Origin of the sequence: Acetobacter estunensis (assembly GCF_019083805.1) — a bacterium.
Lineage (GTDB): Bacteria > Pseudomonadota > Alphaproteobacteria > Acetobacterales > Acetobacteraceae > Acetobacter > Acetobacter estunensis_A.
On the sequence record NZ_JAHRDV010000015.1, the window covers coordinates 1 to 18632 of the forward strand.

Here is an 18632-nt window from a genome sequence, read left to right on the forward strand (position 1 = left end):
GGCCTGCAAGCGGATGATATAGGCGCGGGGATCGGACGGCATCGGGATACCCCCACCATCCCCGGTGGACAACCGGACGTTCAGATCGGCCCAGGCGCAGAGGTCTTCCACGGCATAGACGATCCGGCCGCCAAGCTGGCGGTAGAGCGGACCGGTACCGCAACTCCGGTGTTTTTCGAGGGTGCGGATGGACAGGCCAACGAAATTGGCCGCGTCCGGGGTGCGCAGATAGCGCGGTGGCAGTGTCGGCTGGACACGCATGAGGTCTTCCTCCTGGTGGATCGGGCCGCGTGCGGAATATCGCGGCTCATGGGAGGACGCTGCCGGAGAATGAGCTGTGGGGAGGGATGACAAAGTTCAGGCCGCCAGACTGTCACCCCCCTGCTTCAGCCCCTGAAGGAGGGCAATGTGGCCGCCGTTCTGGTAGAACGTGGCACCATCGAGATCGCGGTAGAAAGCCCGGTGCCATGAACTGGCACGCCATTCGTTGCGGGACAGGTGCAGGATGCGCTCGCCGTAGATGCCGGCTGCGATCCGGCGCGTCGCCACTCCCGTGCGCCGGCCGTCCGCGATGCAGAGCATGCGGATCTGGCGCAGTTTCTGCTGCGGACTCAGGCGCAAGATGGAGGGAAGCGGACCGGGCACCTGTCCGGCAAGCAGGCGGCCGAAGCGTGCAACGCAGGCCAGACGGGTCGCGAGGTGCCCATCATCGATGACGAACCAGGTTCCTGCCGCGTCCGGCTTCCGATCGACCACAATGACAATGCGCAGCGGACCCGCTGCGCTGTCCAGCACAAGATGGATGCCATCGGGACCGTCATGTCGTGCCCGCGCGTATGGCGCGAGGCGGGACAGGATGTCACCCCCGTCGCCACGCACGGCGACCTCCGGCGCGATGTCCGGATCCCAGAAAGCGGGGGCAAGCCAAGCGGGGAGATCAGGATCGACAGGGAAAACGCAACCCCCAGCGACGGGCAAAAGCACGCCATGCCTCGGCGTCAACCTTGCCGATCGTCATGGTTGCTGCATGATCGCGCCGGTAGGCTGGATTGTGTCGCAGCCATTCCTGGGCGAGGCCGGCTGGGTCGAGCCCGGCGAAGGCGCGACGAAGGGGCGCGGCATCCCACGGCCGGATTGTCGGCACGTCCCCCTCCCCCGATATGTCATGGATTCGACCCAGTATCCGGTGCGAAACCGGAACGGCTAGTCCCGAAGACTCAGGGAGGTGATCCCAAACATATCCGGCAAGGTCCGGGTAGTTTCGATATTGAGGGGTAATTCACGCCAGATGGGCCGGAAACTTCGGTTTCCGCGACATCCCGTGATGCCCATAGCGCATCACGGGAGAAGGCGTTTGACGTTCCGTGTATTATAATACGTAGCGCGATAATACACAAATCGTTCCTATCCTGCGGATGGACATCCGAGGACTTTTCGGCGCGAACGTGAGGCGCCTGCGACGCGACGCCGGTCTCAGCCAGGAAGCTCTGGCGGAACGGATGGGCGTGGACCGCGCCTATATCAGCTGGATCGAGACCGGGCGCCAGAACGCGACGCTGCTCTCGCTGTGGCATGCGTCGCAGGCGCTGGGCGTGCGGCCGGCGGCGTTACTGGATGAAAGCCACGTTGTCGCGACAGAAGCGGCACCGACCGGCGGGAAGCCATAACTGGCCTGAAGAAGAAAGCCCCTCCGGCGAACCGGAGGGGCCGGGGGTGGTCAGTCCCCGTTGCGCGGACGCTGACGGCTCCAGACCAGGTTGTAGGCGCCGCCTTCCTCTTCGAAGAGGCTGGCGAAGATCGGACCGGGAAGGGTCGGATCGTCCAGCTTCACGCTGAGATATTCGCGCCAGTCCGTGGTGTGTTTGATCCAGGCGGCCCCGGCTTCAAGTTTGCCGATCTGGACCCGGAAGTTGGGAACATTGTCGCTGGCCCGGTTGACTTCGGGCACGAAGCGGATACCCCGGATTTTCTGTGTCAGGGTGACGATTTCGCCTTCGTACCCCTCGCCGACCTTTTTGAATGAACCGATGATCATTGTCCTGTCTCCTGGCTTGTATCGGGCCGCGACCACCGTGGCCTCGATGGCCATCGTCAGCCCGGAGACGACCGGCGGCGCACCTGCTTGCAGGCCGGAGCAACGCGGAGGACGGCGGCACGGAACTTTCTTGCACCGCGAGGAATGACGGCGCAGCCGACAGGGGAAGAAAGTTGCGGGTCACCGTTGCGCCAGAGCCGGGCGAGGCGAAGCCGGTCTTCGGGCAGATCGGCCATATCGAGAGGCCATGGTGTGCGGCGCCGTCAGCTACAGGGGACATGGCAGTCCGTCGTGTTCCGTGACAGGGACGCAGGGTGTCGGGGGGATGTCCATTTCCAGACAGAATCAGGTCGAACCGTATCCGTCGCCGGGAGAACCCGTTGGCCGGCACCACGTTCTCTGCCCTTCCTGCTCGACAGACGGGAGGTTGACGCCGGGCGGCCAGTCACGCCAGCAGAACGGCATGCGCTTTCGCACTGAAGCTGACCGACGCTTCACTCCGGTTGGGTTTGTACCGGGCTTTTCTCGTAGCAGGAAAGGCGCTGCCCTATCTTGCCTCCTGAGCCACCCGTGCCCGCGCAACGGGGACTGACCGCCCCACGCTGACCTTTTGGACCCGGCCGGATCAGGTATTCTGACACCGGGAATTACGCGAGCTGGATGACGCAAAGCCGTGTCCATGCCGCTCCACCGACGCACAGCGCGCCGAACGTCGCGAAAAGGTATGCCGGAATAGTGCCCATATCGCCCATGCCGCAGAAACCCAGCGTCGTGCCGAACCCCGCCAGCGCGGCTGGCAGAGCGAGCAGCGCTGACACCGCAACCCGCAGGGCGGGATCGCGCGAGGAGGCGAGGATCGCCTGACCCAATGCAAGCACCATGATCCCGGCGGCAATGCCAGCGAGAATGGCATGGGCGCCGGACAGCAGGCCATGGTCATAGAGCATGGTGCAGGCCATCGCCGCCACAAACAGGGGTGCGGCATAGACCGCGCATAGAAACAGCAGCCAGCACAGAAAGCCTATACTGGCGAACCCAAGGACAATACCGAGACCAAGCAACATGGACCATGTCCTTTCCACCAGTGGGAAGACCACACACATGCCGCGACGGTTCAGAAATATCCATGAAATAGAAGAGGGTTTTCTGGGTCTGTTTTCACGATCAGGACAGCGCGTGGAGCGCGCCGGACTGTGACCGAGCCGCCCCCTGTTGGCGCCTTCCGCACGCGCCGGGCGATGGCGCGTCTCTGCCGCCGGTCCGTCGGGACCGGCGCGATTTTCTGGCCGTCCGGTGAGGTAAAGAAGGGGACGGCTTACGCCGCCGCCCTCCCCGTCCCGTGCCAGGCCAGGCCAGGCCAGGCCAGTCGGCGGGATGCCGTGGCTGCGTGGTCCGGGTCCAGTTCCATGCCCAGCCAGTTGCGCCCCACATGCTGCGCCGCGACCAGAGACGAACCCGAACCGGCGAATGGGTCCAGAACCAGACCACCCACCGGGCAGAAGGTTTCCACCAGAGGCAGAAGTGCGGCCACCGGCTTTTGCGCCGGGTGCAGTTTGTTGCCCGAATAGGGCATGTCGAGCACGTCCGGGATGGGCTTCGCCGGTGGTGTCACATTCCCTTTGGCCAGCAGGTAGGCGCTTTCGTGTTCATACCGGAGAAACCGGGAAGAGGACGAATAGGACTTGCGAAAGACGATATGCCCGACCATGCGGAACCCCGCCGCCTTCCAGGCTTCCGCGAATAAATCAATCCGGTTCCATCCGTAAAAGCTGACAGCGAACCCGCCCCATTTCAGGATACGGTGCATCTGGTTGAAGGCGGGCCGGAGCCAGCGCGCATTGTCGTCATTGCGAACCTTCCGCCCGTCCCTGCCCTGATAATTCACCAGGTAAGGCGGGTCGGTCAGGATGAAATCCACCGCATTGCGGGGGAGTGCGCGCATAAGCTGCACGCTGTCACCGTTGAGGATGGTATTGCGGCAATCGGTTGCCGTGGTGATATTGCCGGTCATGGTCTTTGCCCTTTGTTCCGCGAGGAACAGCCCCCGCTGTTCCTCTGCCTCGCGGCGAGCAGCGGGGGTGCAAACGGCGTGACGGCTTCGCGGGGAACCGGCTGCACGAAGCGCAGCGAAGGAAGCTGGGCGGAAGGCGTTACGAAGTGCGCTGGGGGCAGCGCCCCAAGTTTTCTTTCTAATATCGCAACAATAAAATTCTTCGAACTCATGCGAATATTAGTAATAATTTACAATTATCAATTTAAATACTAAAGAAATTCTTAAACATCATAGTGTTTGAAATTATTTTTTCGTTATTATTCCAATTTATAAAAAGAATATATTGATGATAACGGATAAGATGCAGAGACGAACGTCAGCGGTCAATCATTGTTTCCACTTTCAAGTGCGCCCTCCTTACCGACAGAGGTAAACTATGACAGTTCGCAACCCTGTTTGTACCGATCGTATCAATAACCCATTGGATGTCGCGGTCTTGAACACGCATACGTGCTATTGTGAGCGCATTATAAACTGCGTCCGAAATATTAGGCCCAAGGTTCGCGAGAACGCTTTCATGTCTAAAAAGGTCTATAGTGGTTATCACTGGGACCGAGGGGAAGCGAGCATTGCAGAATGCTGTTCCCTTTTTCTCGTCAATCACTGCAACTCCACCATGGGCAACTGCCCACGCAATTGTAGCAGCTTCACCGTCATCCAATGTTGAAGCTCCAGATCCCGAAACCATTGTCAGAAAATTTTCTTCGCATTCCGCTGTAAGAGAAACCGACTGCGCTCGTCCAGAGTTGAAAAGGAATGAGATCAAATCCCCATCGGTTCGTCCCTTTACCCTTCCTCCCTCTAACTCACGCGTGACTACGTCTACAATACTGATGGGGTTAGCAATTGCATCGAAAATATACGCCGCCACCCCAGTCGCGTTCAAATTAATTACGACGCTCGCATCAAGAATGAGAGGTAAAGTCGGATCAAACGAGCAGTTTGGGAGCCCCATCGGCCTCGCTCCCTTCATTTCCAAGTCCGTCAAGCAACTCACGCAATTCTACACGATCAAGGCGGAGCAACCGAGCGAGCTGGCCTTCACTCAACAATCCTCGACGCCAAACTTCATCGGCCATCATGCTCATCCGCAGCGATATGGAGCGATTTGCATCGTCTTTGTGTTCATCCTTGGGCAGATCACCTAACACCTGGATTACTTGCTCGTTGGTGATTCCGCCATTTTCTACAAACCAATCCCAACTGCCGCGTTTGATCAAACCAAGTTCTTCGAGGCGCCGAACTAATGCCTCACGTGACACACCAAAATAATTGGCAAGGACGATGACATGCCGACGGCTAAGTGACGACGCACCTGCCGTTATATCTTGAAATTTCTGTTTCACTGCACGAGCAGGCATAAGGAAAGCTCGGCCAAACGCATTCGCGTAACGTTCTTCACGCCCGGTTTCAAGCGTGGCGTCATCCAGTATATCTGCAAAGCGACGCGTAGACATAAAATGGCCGACCTCGTGTCCAGCTGTGTTTGCACGTCGATCACGCGGATGGTTTGCATTCAAAAGTATGCAGGGACCCACTGCATCATCAAACGCAAACAGCCCTGAAATACTTGGTGGCAACCTGCGCACATACACCCGCGCGCCAAGCTGCAACTCCAATATACTGACAATGTCATTGATCGGATTCAGCCCAAGACCGAGCCACTGCCGAAGATCCAGCGCGTCTTGCTCAGCCTGCATGCGGACATTGCCTGGCAAGATAGGAGTTTCCGGCGGATAAACTGTAGATCGTAAAATACCGAGCAGTTGCTCTAACTCCACCTCAGCACGCACGAGATCGTTGAGCAGATCGGCCGCTTGTGCAACACTTACCTCCTCTGAATCAGACACTTTTCTAAACTGGGCCAGGAGGTTAACTTGAACCGGTTCCTGCCGAAGTAATTCATTGATCGTCGTGCGATATATTGCCGTTAAGGTTTGGAGTTCGTCAAATCTTACTGGACGTTGCCCTTTTTCAATCGCCACAAGCGTAGTGCGTGCCATACCAGCGTCACTCGCCGCCACTGCTTGCGTGAATTTGACACTTTCCCGGGCAGCACGAAGCCGTTCGCCTACGGTTTCGGTAGAGAGAGTCTCTAAAATCGAACTCATAGCACGTTAGCCGTCCATTGACGGACGAACGAGACCGGGCCGAGGGACTCTACAAACGCGTGCCATTCGTTACGATGACGGTGAAGGAGAGAGGTAAGTTTCATTTCTGCATCTTCAACCTTGATGCCTAAAGCTCGCGCAACTTGCGCTGCATTGCGCTTTATTGTTGATTGATAGAGAGAGGAATCTGCAAGACCAGCGAGATGATCCATGTGCATAGTGCCGGCAATTGCATATTCCCTTAGCGCGGAGGTAATTTTCTGAAAATTGTGATTTGCTCCTTGCTCGAAGGTTGATGCACTCAAATTTTCCCAAACATAGTGATTGGCAGGCTCTGATAGGCCTGCCGCATGAACGCTCAATCGACGAAGCATGCAGGCTGCACAAACACCACACTGCCGCCTATGGCCATCGACCGAGACATGACGATTCTGCTGCCAGCATGAAATCGTTTTGCTCCATTCATTTCCTTCCGTCGTTTCGGCAACGAATGCTCGGAGCGTCTCACCTTTCGTGAACCAAAGACGTGGAAACGTCCATGAAACACGATAGTCAAGGAGGGCAAGAAAAAATTTCTCCATTCGCTCGGTAAATAATGGATGATTCCGATAGTCAGGATAAATCTGCGCGACGGGAATTAGCGGAGGCCCCAAGGCACCCTGGCCACTCTCGGGAATTATGATCGTATCGACATCAGAAAGATAAGCAGCAATTCCAGAGACCATAGAAAATTTAAAGCCCCGTGACCGATTGCTACTTTCAGCAAACCGCCGCTCATGTGATCTCACCTGATACGGGATATTCGTGAATGGTTGAAGACGTCCATCTTTTCTTGGTTGATCATATTTTTTTCCGCCTAAGCGAACACGTATCACTTCTGAATTCAACTTTTGAGCTGACAGAGCAGCAACGGCCCGTGAGTCCATACCGTCACTAAATGGAACAATAGCCCGCGCTCCGCTAGGCAAGGGCAGGCTAGATTGCGTCCGAGAACCCTCAACCCTCTTGCGATTTACAAACGCAATATTCCAGAAATCCCCCGTCAGGAAGCCAAGAGCTGAAAGTAGCGTCTCTTTGACCTTTTGAGACTCCCAAAGCGCCCTATCGTGAACCGGAACTTCTAAATAGATTTTGCGACGCCAGCCAAAGGTAGGGCGACGGTGCAAACGATCACAAAACTCGACTGCCGCGGCAACGACGAGCATGTCGAATACGACAGGCTTCCATTCAGAAAAACAATAGGAGAGTAATTGATTTTCAGAAAACTGAATATGATTACCAATCACGCACGAAATGCGTCCGTCCTCATGCCTGGCTTCCTCTGAAACGATGACGTCTAAGACTGGAGCGCCTTTATCTATTTCGTTGAACATCATAGACGCACCCCGTCATCAAGCCCCGTATATCGAGTGGGTGCGCGCACAACCGTCGCAGATCCGCCTTGAACGATTCTCCTGGCCAAGCCTTCCATTGACCGAATGTCGTGAATAGCTCCCAAGCGCGATTGAAAATGTGTAGCTCGCTTTGCTCTGCCTTCTCGCTGATAATGCTCAGCCATTCCTCGCAATTGGCGATTCAAAATTTCATTACCAGCTTCGCTGAAAGCAGCTATGAGCGCCCCTTCTCCAGTCTGTCCGGAATTAACGGTCTCTACCAAACAGTCCAGCAACAAATTTCCGACGGGTGTCCCGTTTGCCTGTGGCCGCAAGTATTCAATTTCACCACCTGACGGAGCGATAAGCACTCCTTGGTCAGAGATAGAAAGAACCTCACGTAGGCTCGACATCAATCTATTGGGGATTTCCCGAGAAAATTCGCCAAGAATTGCCGAATCCCGCCTCTCTCGTACTTCCGCAGCCGAGAACGATGCATTGTCCACGCATTCCGCTAACTTCTTCCAGCGCCTGCCCATTGGCAGACTACGATGAGGTCCGTCGCTCATTGAATTCTCCGATTTGACTAATGTGCGACGGAATTCGCGAAATGTCAAGAATTTTAAAAATTATTCCGACAATGTCAAAAGGTTCGCGATGACGTGGGTAGGGGCTGTCTAAATGATTGACTAACGGCGGCTCCTCTTCCAGATCTCGAAGAGATGCAGAGCAATGAAGCCGGTGATACATCGCTGGTTGCATCCGTCCTCTTTTGGCGCCGGACCGCTGGGAGGGACTTAACCGCACTGAGAGGGCGTTAGCTCACCAGGATATAGGGATACTAGATGTGCGACGAAGCTCCATCCGACAGCCCCCGGGAAGAGGCAGACGATGGTCTGGAATAAAGCTGGTTCTGGCTCGCCCTTGTGTTATGCACGAGAAAAAAGAACAAGGCTGGAAGGGTAAATGGTGAGTGCAGGCGCAGACCATAAGCAAGAAGAGGGAAGCGGCGGGTCAGGCGGTCATTCCATTGCGGGTTATGAATATCAGATCGACGTCTCGGTTTGGCTTGCGCTCGATTTAGTTCTGGCAAACAATCTGGCGCAGGAGCTGATCCTGGAGCCAGCCTCCGAAGAAGACATCGAGGCTGATCTCGCCGAGAATGAGCCTGGCCGCCTGACAAGCACGGCAGCCTTGGATGGTTATCGGCTGATCGTGCAAGCCAAGTCACGTAGTGGGGACGCCTGGACTGTCGCCGGCGTGAAAGCGCTGCTCAAGCACGGTGAAACCCGTCCTTCGGCTGCCAAGCGGCTCGAAGACGGCAAAGTTCGATACCTTCTGATTACCTCGGCAGGCCTGAACGGCGGCACGCGCGGACTTCGCGTTCGGCGAGCGGGAAGTTGGCCGAAGTCGGGCGACATGCCGGCGACAATCAAGAGCGCTCTACCTGCGGGCTCGGCGGGGCGGGTCGCGATCATCGGCAACGAGGACGAGGAGCGTCTCGCCACCGATATCAATACGCTGCTGGCGGAGAGCTTCCGCGTTCCCAATGCCAAGCTCGACGAGTGTTGCAAGGCCCTGCGCGAACAGGCGCGGGTCCGCATCGGTGGCGCGGGCGGCGGTCGCTGGACGCGCTCGCAGCTCGAGCAAGTCATTCGCCGTCATGATGGCTACATCGCCAGCTCGCCGGAGCTAGACCACTACGTCCATCCCACGAACTGGGCCGAGCTGCGTGCCGCAATGAGCGAGTGGCACGCAGTGTTGATCATTGGGCAATCCGGGACAGGCAAGACGATGGCGACGCGCAAGCTCTATGACGAGCTGCGCAACGAAATGCCCGGCCTCGCGCGGGTGCCGATCACGCTTGGGCCCGACCAGATTCGCGACGACGTGACGGACCCGCCCGTCCTCTACGACATCGAGGATCCGTGGGGGCGCTACGACTTCGACCCCAAGAGCCGGCCCTGGAACGATCAGCTCGCGCAATTCTTCGCGAAAGCTCGCCCAAACCGGATGATCGTTGCCACCTCGCGGCTGGACGTCGCACAGAGCGCAGGTGCGCTTGAAACCGTCAAACCGTGGCGCATCGAGTTGGAGGCGGAACATTACGGCCAAGCGGAGCGCCGGCGTCTGTACCGGACGCGGATCGATGCGCTGCCGCGCACGCTGCAGCGGCTCGCCAAGGAAAGTGAGGGCACAGTACTTGCCGAGCTGGCGACGCCGCTTGAAATCCAGAAGTTCTTTGATGCCCTGCCAATCCTCGACGACAAAGATCGGCGCAATCCAGCCGGGCTCGTGGCCGAGGCGATCCGGCGGGCGCATCAGGACTCGATCGAGCGCACCGTGGTCGATCAGATCGAGGAACGAGGGGACGTTCGGGCGGCCGCCGTCCTATGGGGATTGCTCAAGGCGAACGACAAGCTCTCGCTCCGCCTGCTCCGTGAGATCGAAGAGCTGCTCGCCGAGAATGGCCCGCAGTTCGAGAAGGGCGTCTCGCCACTGGTGACGTTCTTCGTGGCCGCCAGGAACCTGCGGCAGACCGAGAGCACGGTTACCTACTATCATCCCCGCGTCGAAGCCGGGATCGAGCAGGCGCTGGACCGGGACCGGTTGGTGGCTCGGCGGACTTTGCGGCTGCTCATCGACATTCTCGTGTCACCCGACGGGCCCGGTGAGATCTGGGGCATCGCCGCCTCGGCGCGCCTGCTCCTCGCCGCCGATCGCACGCCGGAGCTGAAGCCGGCGCCGTCAGCGACGGCTCAAGCCAAGATCGACGCCTGGCTTGCGAGCGAACTAGCCAATGGAGGGAAGGAGTTCGAGGACAACCTCAACCTCGCCGAGGCGGCGGGGTCGACGAACAGCAATGTCTCCGAAATCGCACGCTTTCTCCTTCACCGGCCGGATCGCACGTTCGGATGGATGCACATTTGGGGGCCGCCGGAGCATGAGGAAGCGTGGTACGCCCGGATGCGGGCTGATCCGGCCGTCAAGGCGCTCGTTGAGACCTTCATACGAGACGTGCTGCCGCGCGCTCGTGATGACTTCCGGGTGAGCTTCGTCGCCGAGGCCGAGCGGGTCGCGCCGGGACTAACGCCAGCGTTCCTTGCCGCTGCTGCGACGACCGTGCACTACGGGGTCACCAACTCCCACGAGGCAATCGCGGAAGCGGCGCTTAATGACCTTGCCGGGTTTGAGGCGGTGGTTGACACCGCTGTAGCCGTACGCACTCCAAGCGCCGCCGATCTTCAGAGCTGGGCCGAGACAAGACTGGCGATTACCAACGGTGAGTACAGCGACGACTATGCCGAGCACCTCAGCGACAATGACGATGGCTGGACCGCGGGAGAATTCTTGGAAGCCTATGTCCGGCGCGTCCGAGCGACGGTCGGCTGGCGTCATCTGGCCGAGCATCGGCATCGGGACCGGCTGTTCTACTACTGGTTCCGGGAGCTGGCGAAGGACGAGGCGCCGGACCCGACGGAAATCACCGGAGCTTTCACGGTCGGGCGTGGGAGTAAGGACGAGGACGATCTCTGGCACGTCCTGGCTAAGGCTTGGAGCCCTGCCTTCGAAGCCGCTTTAGTGGAGCGCGTCCTTGAAGGCCACGCCGAACCCCAGGTTCGTCTTGCCGCGCTGACGTGCCTCGCTGAGCAGGCGATCGAGCGCCTGCCGGCCATCTGTCAGCAACTCGCCGATGCAGGGCAAGACGGCCGGCTTGTCGAAATCGCAATTGATCTCGGCGAGATACGCCGCAAGCGGTCGGACTTCGACGGCAGCCGCCACGGTGAAGCCGCTGAGCGCGCAGCAGCAGTTCTGCCGCCGCTCCTGAAGGAGATCAGCGACGCCGCGTTCGCGCTGGAGACGAAGGCTGCGCCCATCCTTTCGGATGACGCGAGCGAACTGTTGGCGCGCGCCAGATCACCGAGCGAGAAGGTGCGCCTGTTCCGCGTCACGCTTGATGAGCACCTGCCGATGTTCGTCCCGGACGATGTGCGATGGCTGCTGGCCAATACGGACGAGGCAAGCAGCGCCGTCGAGGCGATCGAGGCCGCGATCCGACACGGCATAACGGCCGAGGTCGAGGCGGGATTATCGCACCGTTTCGCCACTGTGGTCGCACGCGCTCTCAAGGCGATCGCGACCCCTTTGACGGGACCATTGCCTAGCGGGCTGCTCGCGCTTGCCGGCCACAAGGGAAGCCCAGTGCGGAAGGCGCTCGTCGAGCTGCTCGACGCCAAGCCCCATCCAGAGCATCGTCCCGCACTACTCATTCTGGCGAAGGACGATTGGTCGCCTCGATCCTACTACCAGGGCGAGGAGGATGACTACCCCATCGCGCAGGCGGCGATCGGCGCAATGGGGAAGCTCGGGGCCCTGGAGGACGAGGTAGCCGACGAACTCTACAGGGTGGCGATCGACACACGCGACTCTGACGTCCGCTATGAGATCTTTGCTCTGCTCGTGTGTGCTGCCGATGCTCGGTTTCAAGGACAGCTGTTCGATATTGCCGTCAATCCTGGGCGGCGAACAGTGCGCGTGAATGCCGCTGGCGCCCTGTTAGCAGGTCATGGGCACGTCATGCCCGAAACGGTGAATCGGATCACACCGCAATTGCTCGCGACACGGATCGAAGGGGTTGCGTCTCGGCTGTTGCTGCTCGTCGCAGCGCGCGCAGAGATGGATCAGGTGCTCAAAGCTGCCGAGGCGCTGTCGACGATGGAGAAGCGTCGGGTCCTACTGCTTCTCGCGATATGGGTGGTTCGTAAGCGAGATGCAAGCGCGGCAGAGCGGATCGCCCGAATGCTGCCTGCCAACCATGCTGGGGTGAAATGGGCTTTGGCTGGCGCAAAGGGCAAGCTCGGCGACACGGCTTTGGATGATCTTGGCGACCCAATCAGCGTCGACCAGGTCTTATTGTTCATGGCCCCCCAAAAAAAGAAGACGCAGTAAATATGACCGGCGACACGCCGCCGGACGTGGTGACAAGGGCGGTCGCGGAGCTGTGGCGCGTGCCGCCCCCGGGTCCTGACAACCTGTTCTCCTTGCCCGAATTCATGCAGCTCAAGGAGGTTTTGCAAAGTCTTTACCCGAAGGTAGGGACACCGTTGGTCGCGCTAGGCACAGCGCTGCGGAATTTAGGTCTGCCGTGCGGGCTGCCCCAAGATCGGCAGCACTTGAGCCTTCCATCAGATGAGGCGGCATACCGCCTCAACTTTGCCGTCCAAGCAAAGCGGGCGCGTCGCTGGCATCTGGCGCCGCTGGATCTCGCCGACGATCTCCCAAGCCTGCAATTCGGGCCTGCTGCACTGCGCCGCTTCAGCGTTGATGAGCTCCGGGTGCTGGTGGATGCGCGGCGTCTGGCGCGGTTCTTTCCTACCACCTCGTTCGAAGCGGGACGGTTCTCGGAGTTTCAGTGGCTTGTCGTCGAGGAAGAAGTATCGCTCGAGCGGCCGCCGGAGGGGCGTGCGGTGCCTGTGCTATTCGCCGACCTGCAACAGGATTTCGGTCGCATCGAGCCGCACAAGGGGCGCTTTCCAGCGATTGTGGAGGACACGCTGTTCTTTCTCCTGCTCGCGCCTTGGGAGGAATGGTCACAGATGCCCGAGGTCGACTGGCGCGGGTTCCGTGTTCCTTGGGTCTACACGACCGACGAAGATCTCTTTGTTCGACCGCTGGCCGTGCCCTCACCGGCTAGCCTCAGTTGGGAGCCGCAGGCGCTGACCGACTCTTGGGGTGACGTCGTCGAGGTCGAGCGACCAGTCGTGTTGCCACTCGAAGACGAGGCCGCAGCCGCAGTGCCAGCTTGGAACGGTCCCTATTATGAGCGAGTCACGCGGGCGCGAGCGTCCCCCTTGTTCGAAACTCCCGTCGTGCATTTCTTCATACGCGCTTATCTCAGCGACGGCGTTGATGAAGTGCTTGGGCATCTGACAGCGATTGAAGCAGCGCTTGGGCTCCAAGCCGACTATGATCGACGGCTTCGACTGAGATCGGACAAGGGACCTGGAGCGACGAAAAGGGTCGCCGCCCGGATCGCGGCGCTCCTCAATGCGCGAGGCTTTGCCGACCAATACGAGCAGCTCTTTAAGGTCCGCAGCGCCTTCCTTCACGGCCGTGCCATGGGGACGATCTCAACGGCGGAGAGGGTTATGGCGCGCAAACTGTCTCGCCAGATTGTCACCGCACTAGTCGATCGGGCGACTACAGCGCAAGGTGCGAACCGCGAAGCGGAGCTGCAGGGGCTTCTCGATCGAGGCTTACCGTTCCTGTGACCAAAGAAGGGTGGATCTTGCCGCCCGTTGCAGCCGCTGAATGATCTGCTTCCCGTGTCGGGCCCCCATAACCCGTCAGTCGGTAATCGCTCATAATCCGCCCTTCCCCTCCTGTCGTGTCGTCAGGCGCAAGTATTTGTACGACGCGCCGCTATCCGGGCTTACCCATGGCTACGATTCCGTACGCTGGAGCACGCACAAACGCGACTTTCCATATTGCGTATTTCCATTGAAATAACAGTCATCTGTCCGGATCGTGTGTCTGTTTTTCTTGCCTTGCAGTCGGAAGAGAGCAACGATGACAGACAGACCCAGCCAGTCCATTGCCCCGGCGTATCGGCCCCCCCAGCCCGAGTTGCGGCTCGTCCTGCGACCCAATGCCCCCGACCCGCGCCTGGTGGCGCTTGTCCGCCTCATGGCGCGCCGCGCGGCACGGGACTGGTTCCGGTCACAGCAACAGGAGCAGCGCCGCCGCTCCGGACCGTAAGGGATACCTCATCATGAAGGTCGCGCTCTACGCCCGCTATTCCTCCGATAACCAGCGCGACGCCTCGATCGCCGACCAGCTTCGGGTCTGCCGAACCCACGCGGAAAAACAGGGCTGGGCCATCGTCGAGGAGTATACCGACCACGCCATCTCGGGCGCGTCCCTCATGCGGCCCGGCATCCAGGCTCTGATCGCCGACGCACAGCACGGACGGTTCCAGATCGTGCTGGCCGAGGCGATGGACCGCCTGTCCCGCGACCAGGAGGACATCGCCGGAATCTTCAAGCGCATGAACTATGCCGGCGTGCAGATCGTCACTCTCTCCGAGGGCGAGGTGTCCCACCTCCACGTCGGTCTCAAGGGCACGATGAACGCCCTCTTCCTGAAAGACCTGGCCGCCAAGACCCATCGCGGTCTGCGTGGGCGCGTGGAACTGGGCAAGTCCGGCGGCGGCAACGCCTACGGCTACGACGTGGTGCGCAAACTTGACGCCAGCGGCGAGCCGATCCGGGGAGACCGGACCATCAACGTGGTGGAAGCCGAGGTGGTCCGTCGCATCTTCCGCGACTTCGCGGCCGGACTGGGACCGCGCGCCATTGCCTTCCGTCTCAACGACGAAGGCATCCCGGCACCGGGCAGCGGGGCCTGGGGCTTCTCGACCATCACCGGCAACCGGGCACGCGGCACCGGGATCCTCAACAACGAGATGTATGTGGGCAAGCTGGTGTGGAACCGCCAGCGCTTCATCAAGGATCCCGATACCGGCAAGCGCCAGGCACGGATGAACCCTGAATCCGAATGGGTGATTCAGGAGGTGCCAGACCTACGGATCGTCGATCAGGAGTTGTGGGACGCGGTCAAGGCGCGGCAGGCCAGCGTCAGCGCCAGCCGGGACACACGCGACACGTCATCGCCCGACCATTTCCGCGAGAAACGTCGTCCGCGCTATCTCTTCTCCGGCCTGAGCAAATGTGGCTGCTGCGGTGGCGGCTATTCGATGATCTCCGGCACATTGCTCGGCTGCTCGACAGCGCGCAACAAGGGCACCTGCGATAACCGGACCAATATGCGCCGCGAGGAACTGGAAAGGCGCGTTCTCAACGCGCTGCGCCAGCATCTCATGGACCCGGACCTGTTCACGGAGTTCTGCACCGCGTTCACGGACGAGATGAACCGTCTGTGCATGGAGGCGTCGGCCGACATCGGCGCGGCTGAGTCAGAACTGAAGAGGGTCGAGCGCGACATCCAGCGGCTGATGGATCTCTATCTTTCCGAAGCCATCTCGATCGAGACGGTCAAGGAGCGCGGCTCCAAGCTCGAAGCCCGCAAGGCAGAACTCAAGGAGTTCCTTGCGACCGCTGAGGCACCTCCTCCCCTGCTCCATCCCCAGATGGCGGAGTTCTACCACCGGCAACTCGCGCGCCTGCACGACATGCTGCATTCCGAACTGAACGAGAAACGTCAGGAGGCGGCCGAGGTGACCCGCTCGCTGATCGAGGCGATCATCCTCACGCCATCCGACAAGGGACTACAGATCGACGTCCGGGGCGACCTTGCCGGCATCCTGACGGTCGCGTCAGGCGGACAAACGAAAACCCCAGGCCGTTTCCGGACTGGGGTTCATGATGCGTTCGCATCGCAAGTTCAGATGGTTGCGGGGGCAGGATTTGAACCTGTGACCTTCAGGTTATGAGAAAGATTTTTTAGCCTACGCTGGCCAGCGCTCCTGCCGACAGAATAGCGCCGGACCGCGAAAACCCTTTGTTTTTCCTTGAAAAATGACCTCGTCGGGATACGTCATTCGTTCACCGACTACGCTCGGTTGCGCTCTCATCTGTTTCCTATGTGTTTCCTGCGGCGGAGGCGAGAATGGCCCGGCTCAACAAGAAAACCGTCACGGCGGCGACGCCCGAAGCAAAAGATTATTTCCTGTGGGATGACAGCATCCCGGCCTTTGCGGTCCGGGTCTGGCCATCGGGCCGCAAGGTCTACGTCATTCACTACCGCTCTGGCGGAAGGCTGCGGCGTTACACGATTGGCCAGCATGGAAGCCCGTGGACGGCGGATCTCGCCCGTGATGAAGCCATCAGGATCCTCGCGCGGGTTCATACCGGGGAAAACCCGGCGGATAAACGGTCCGATGACCGTAAGGCCATGACCGTCACAAGCTTCTCCAGGCGCTTTCTCGACGAATATGTCGATGTCCACCTGAAACCCAGAACACGGGGGGAATACAGGCGCTCGGTGGAACTGTTCATTGTCCCGAAATTCGGAAGCTGGCGGATGGCCGACCTCTCACGGGCGGAAGTCGTCGAATTCCATGGCAGCTTCCGGCATATCCCCTATCAGGCCAACCGGACACTGGGCGTGTTGTCAAAGATGTTCAGCCTTGCCGATCTATGGGGTATCCGCCAGGACGGTGTGAATCCATGCCGGGGCGTCAAACGCTACCGGGAGGAAAGACGAGAACGTTTCCTCACCCGGGATGAGTATGCACGCCTGGGAAACAGCCTCGACGAGGCCGCCGAAGATATGCCCGAAGCGGCACGGGCCATTCGCCTGCTTGCTCTCACAGGTTGTCGGTTGCGGGAAATCCAGACGCTCCAGTGGGCGCATGTCAGGCTGGATGAAGCCGAACTCCGCCTTCCGGACAGCAAAACCGGAGCGAAAACAGTCCAGTTAGGCACGGCTGCGGTTGATGTCCTGAAGGCCACCCCTCGCCTGCCCGACAATCCCTATGTCATCACCGGACGCAAGGCTGGCGAATACCTCACTGACCTGCAAAAGCCGTGGCGTCGTATCCGCAAGGCGGCAGGACTGGATGGCGTCAGGCTCCACGACCTCCGTCATTCCTTCGCATCGGATGCCCTGGAGATGGGAGCGGACCTGACAATGATCGGCCGGATGCTGGGCCACAGCGACATCAAGACCACCTCCCGGTACGCCCACCTAAAGCGGGAAAATGTCAAACGCTCGACGGATCAGGTCGCCCAGCGCATTTCATCCGCGCTCACCGATGCAAGGATACAGGCCTGAATGCCGATCATACCCGATCAGCGGCCTGTCCGTCAGCATCGACCCGCGTTTTACGTCTCGGGAACAACCAGCACATAGCTGGTGCTTCTTCCTCCTGCCGCCTCCCTGGCCAGAATATCCCGCGATACGAGATCATTGATATCTCGCAGGGCTGTATCCGGTGACGTCTTCGCCAGCTTCGCCCATTTGGATGAGGTCAGCTTGCCCTCGAACCCGTCCAGCAGACGGTTCAGCATAAGGCGTTGCCGGTCATTGATCGATTGCCCGGCTAGATTGTCCCAGAAACGGGCCTTCTGGATGACTTTTCCCAGGACCAGCTCAGCGCGATCAAAGGCGCGATCCAGAGCCCCCAGAAACCAGAGCAGCCAGGCCGTGATGTCCATATCCCCTTTTTGGGTGGCCTCAAGGATTGCATAGTAATCCTTCCGCTCCTGACGGATCTGGGCCGACAGGCTGTAAAAACGCTGGTCTGTCTGTTCCGAACGCGCCAGCATGAGGTCGCCGATGGCCCGCGCCATGCGCCCGTTTCCATCCTCAAACGGATGAATGGTGACAAACCACAAATGTGCGATGGCTGCCTTCAGCACAGGATCCAGCGCTTGCCCGGCATTGCACCAGTTGAGGAAGACCTGCATCTCTGCAGGCACCCTGCTGGCTGTCGGCGCCTCATAATGAACCTTCTCCCGTCCGACAGGGCCTGACACGACCTGCATCGGGCCGGTTCCGTCATCGCGCCACTCTCCGACCAGAATGCGTGACATGCCGTTTCGGCCAGTGGGAAACAAAGCCGCATGCCAGGCGAACAACCTTTCTTCGGTCAACGGATCGGCATAATGCCGGGTCGCATCCAGCATCATCTCCACGACACCTTCGACATCCCTATCCACCGGAGCCAGCGCGCCAATATCCATCCCCAGTCGCCGGGCAATGGAAGAACGCACCTGCTCACGATCGAGGTTTTCGCCCTCGATCTCGCTCGACTTGATGACATCTTCCGTCAGGGTCTGGAGCACGGCTTCCGACCGGAAGCCGAAGCCGAGGCTTTCCATACGGCCCAGGAAGCGTCCCTGCCGATGACGCACTGCAGCCAGTTCTTGGGAAATGGTGTCCTTATCCCACTGGAAGCCGGGCCAGTCTTCATGCTGATAAATGTATCGTGCCATATTCCCTGCACTCCTTGCAGGGAATATGGCACTTAATCACCGCAAGCCTCAAGGTTATATCCGCATAATATGCGGCGAATAAATCTTTTAATCCTGCACACA

General features: G+C 59.5%; 18 protein-coding genes. 6 read left to right on the plus strand and 12 right to left on the minus strand.

The features are described 5' to 3' along the window. The 3 genes from KUA11_RS14285 to KUA11_RS14295 all read right to left on the minus strand — a co-directional run. Positions 1–261, minus strand: a 261-nt coding sequence (locus KUA11_RS14285) for a helix-turn-helix transcriptional regulator (RefSeq protein WP_217411440.1), incomplete at its 3' end; no start/stop codon positions are given. 96 nt (positions 262–357) lie between these two features. Beyond that, on the minus strand, positions 358–879 hold the full coding sequence (locus KUA11_RS14290) for a DNA -binding domain-containing protein (RefSeq protein WP_368041033.1): 522 nt from the start codon (positions 877–879) through the stop codon (positions 358–360). A gap of 58 nt (positions 880–937) precedes the next feature. Continuing rightward, positions 938–1144, minus strand: a complete 207-nt coding sequence (locus tag KUA11_RS14295) for a transcriptional regulator domain-containing protein (RefSeq protein ID WP_217411443.1) — start codon at positions 1142–1144, stop codon at positions 938–940. A 271-nt stretch (positions 1145–1415) separates the two neighbouring features. Between KUA11_RS14295 and KUA11_RS14300 the strand changes: the two genes are divergently transcribed. Beyond that, positions 1416–1667 carry a helix-turn-helix domain-containing protein gene (locus KUA11_RS14300; protein WP_217411445.1) on the plus strand — a complete coding sequence of 84 codons (252 nt, stop codon included), beginning with the start codon at positions 1416–1418 and terminating at the stop codon, positions 1665–1667. A 50-nt stretch (positions 1668–1717) separates the two neighbouring features. Here the strand turns inward: KUA11_RS14300 and KUA11_RS14305 are convergent, their stop codons facing one another. The 8 genes from KUA11_RS14305 to KUA11_RS14340 all read right to left on the minus strand — a co-directional run bounded on the left by KUA11_RS14305 (position 1718) and on the right by KUA11_RS14340 (position 8141). Beyond that, positions 1718–2035 carry a DUF736 domain-containing protein gene (locus tag KUA11_RS14305; RefSeq protein WP_217411550.1) on the minus strand — a complete coding sequence of 106 codons (318 nt, stop codon included), beginning with the start codon at positions 2033–2035 and terminating at the stop codon, positions 1718–1720. Between the two features lie 56 nt (positions 2036–2091). Next, positions 2092–2271 (minus strand): hypothetical protein, encoded by a 180-nt coding sequence (locus KUA11_RS14310; protein ID WP_254454956.1) that lies wholly within the window; start codon positions 2269–2271, stop codon positions 2092–2094. Between the two features lie 411 nt (positions 2272–2682). Then, complete coding sequence (locus tag KUA11_RS14315) at positions 2683–3099, minus strand: hypothetical protein (RefSeq protein WP_217411447.1); 417 nt, start codon at positions 3097–3099, stop codon at positions 2683–2685. Between the two features lie 251 nt (positions 3100–3350). Beyond that, entirely contained in the window at positions 3351–4046 is a 696-nt protein-coding gene (locus KUA11_RS14320; protein WP_217411449.1) for a DNA methyltransferase, read from the minus strand. 358 nt (positions 4047–4404) lie between these two features. Beyond that, on the minus strand, positions 4405–5043 hold the full coding sequence (locus KUA11_RS14325) for a PIN domain-containing protein (RefSeq protein ID WP_217411451.1): 639 nt from the start codon (positions 5041–5043) through the stop codon (positions 4405–4407). Next, complete coding sequence (locus KUA11_RS14330; protein ID WP_217411453.1) at positions 5018–6199, minus strand: helix-turn-helix domain-containing protein; 1182 nt, start codon at positions 6197–6199, stop codon at positions 5018–5020. Before KUA11_RS14330 ends, KUA11_RS14325 begins: the two co-directional genes overlap by 26 nt. Further along, complete coding sequence (locus KUA11_RS14335) at positions 6196–7575, minus strand: 7-cyano-7-deazaguanine synthase (protein ID WP_217411455.1); 1380 nt, start codon at positions 7573–7575, stop codon at positions 6196–6198. Before KUA11_RS14335 ends, KUA11_RS14330 begins: the two co-directional genes overlap by 4 nt. Next, positions 7572–8141 (minus strand): hypothetical protein, encoded by a 570-nt coding sequence (locus tag KUA11_RS14340; RefSeq protein ID WP_217411457.1) that lies wholly within the window; start codon positions 8139–8141, stop codon positions 7572–7574. Before KUA11_RS14340 ends, KUA11_RS14335 begins: the two co-directional genes overlap by 4 nt. Positions 8142–8538: 397 nt before the next feature. Between KUA11_RS14340 and KUA11_RS14345 the strand changes: the two genes are divergently transcribed. The 5 genes from KUA11_RS14345 to KUA11_RS14365 all read left to right on the plus strand — a co-directional run bounded on the left by KUA11_RS14345 (position 8539) and on the right by KUA11_RS14365 (position 17367). Further along, positions 8539–12522: an nSTAND3 domain-containing NTPase gene (locus KUA11_RS14345; RefSeq protein WP_217411459.1), complete on the plus strand. Its 3984-nt coding sequence runs from the start codon at positions 8539–8541 to the stop codon at positions 12520–12522. Positions 12523–12746: 224 nt separating this feature from the next. Then, positions 12747–13844, plus strand: coding sequence for a hypothetical protein (locus tag KUA11_RS14350; protein ID WP_254454957.1), 1098 nt, complete (start codon positions 12747–12749; stop codon positions 13842–13844). Between the two features lie 298 nt (positions 13845–14142). Further along, the gene (locus KUA11_RS14355; RefSeq protein WP_217411463.1) at positions 14143–14331 is read left to right on the plus strand and encodes a hypothetical protein; all 189 of its coding nucleotides are present in this window, start codon (positions 14143–14145) and stop codon (positions 14329–14331) included. Positions 14332–14344: 13 nt separating this feature from the next. Then, positions 14345–16024 (plus strand): recombinase family protein, encoded by a 1680-nt coding sequence (locus KUA11_RS14360; RefSeq protein ID WP_217411465.1) that lies wholly within the window; start codon positions 14345–14347, stop codon positions 16022–16024. Between the two features lie 176 nt (positions 16025–16200). Further along, a complete protein-coding gene (locus tag KUA11_RS14365) occupies positions 16201–17367 on the plus strand; it encodes a site-specific integrase (RefSeq protein ID WP_166316666.1) in 1167 nt (388 codons plus the stop codon). Between the two features lie 50 nt (positions 17368–17417). On the opposite strand, the gene KUA11_RS14370 is transcribed toward KUA11_RS14365, so the two are convergent. Continuing rightward, positions 17418–18530 carry a Fic family protein gene (locus KUA11_RS14370; RefSeq protein WP_217411467.1) on the minus strand — a complete coding sequence of 371 codons (1113 nt, stop codon included), beginning with the start codon at positions 18528–18530 and terminating at the stop codon, positions 17418–17420. Positions 18531–18632: the final 102 nt, after the last annotated feature.

Coding starts and splice junctions, on each gene's coding strand:
- KUA11_RS14325 (WP_217411451.1), bottom strand. CDS start 5,043: ATGGGGCTCCCAAACTGCTCGTTTGATCCGACTTTACCTCTCATTCTT.
- KUA11_RS14310 (WP_254454956.1), bottom strand. CDS start 2,271: ATGGCCGATCTGCCCGAAGACCGGCTTCGCCTCGCCCGGCTCTGGCGC.
- KUA11_RS14370 (WP_217411467.1), bottom strand. CDS start 18,530: ATGGCACGATACATTTATCAGCATGAAGACTGGCCCGGCTTCCAGTGG.
- KUA11_RS14340 (WP_217411457.1), bottom strand. CDS start 8,141: ATGAGCGACGGACCTCATCGTAGTCTGCCAATGGGCAGGCGCTGGAAG.
- KUA11_RS14320 (WP_217411449.1), bottom strand. CDS start 4,046: ATGACCGGCAATATCACCACGGCAACCGATTGCCGCAATACCATCCTC.
- KUA11_RS14355 (WP_217411463.1), top strand. CDS start 14,143: ATGACAGACAGACCCAGCCAGTCCATTGCCCCGGCGTATCGGCCCCCC.
- KUA11_RS14305 (WP_217411550.1), bottom strand. CDS start 2,035: ATGATCATCGGTTCATTCAAAAAGGTCGGCGAGGGGTACGAAGGCGAA.
- KUA11_RS14335 (WP_217411455.1), bottom strand. CDS start 7,575: ATGATGTTCAACGAAATAGATAAAGGCGCTCCAGTCTTAGACGTCATC.
- KUA11_RS14300 (WP_217411445.1), top strand. CDS start 1,416: ATGGACATCCGAGGACTTTTCGGCGCGAACGTGAGGCGCCTGCGACGC.
- KUA11_RS14365 (WP_166316666.1), top strand. CDS start 16,201: ATGGCCCGGCTCAACAAGAAAACCGTCACGGCGGCGACGCCCGAAGCA.
- KUA11_RS14345 (WP_217411459.1), top strand. CDS start 8,539: ATGGTGAGTGCAGGCGCAGACCATAAGCAAGAAGAGGGAAGCGGCGGG.
- KUA11_RS14315 (WP_217411447.1), bottom strand. CDS start 3,099: ATGTTGCTTGGTCTCGGTATTGTCCTTGGGTTCGCCAGTATAGGCTTT.
- KUA11_RS14330 (WP_217411453.1), bottom strand. CDS start 6,199: ATGAGTTCGATTTTAGAGACTCTCTCTACCGAAACCGTAGGCGAACGG.
- KUA11_RS14360 (WP_217411465.1), top strand. CDS start 14,345: ATGAAGGTCGCGCTCTACGCCCGCTATTCCTCCGATAACCAGCGCGAC.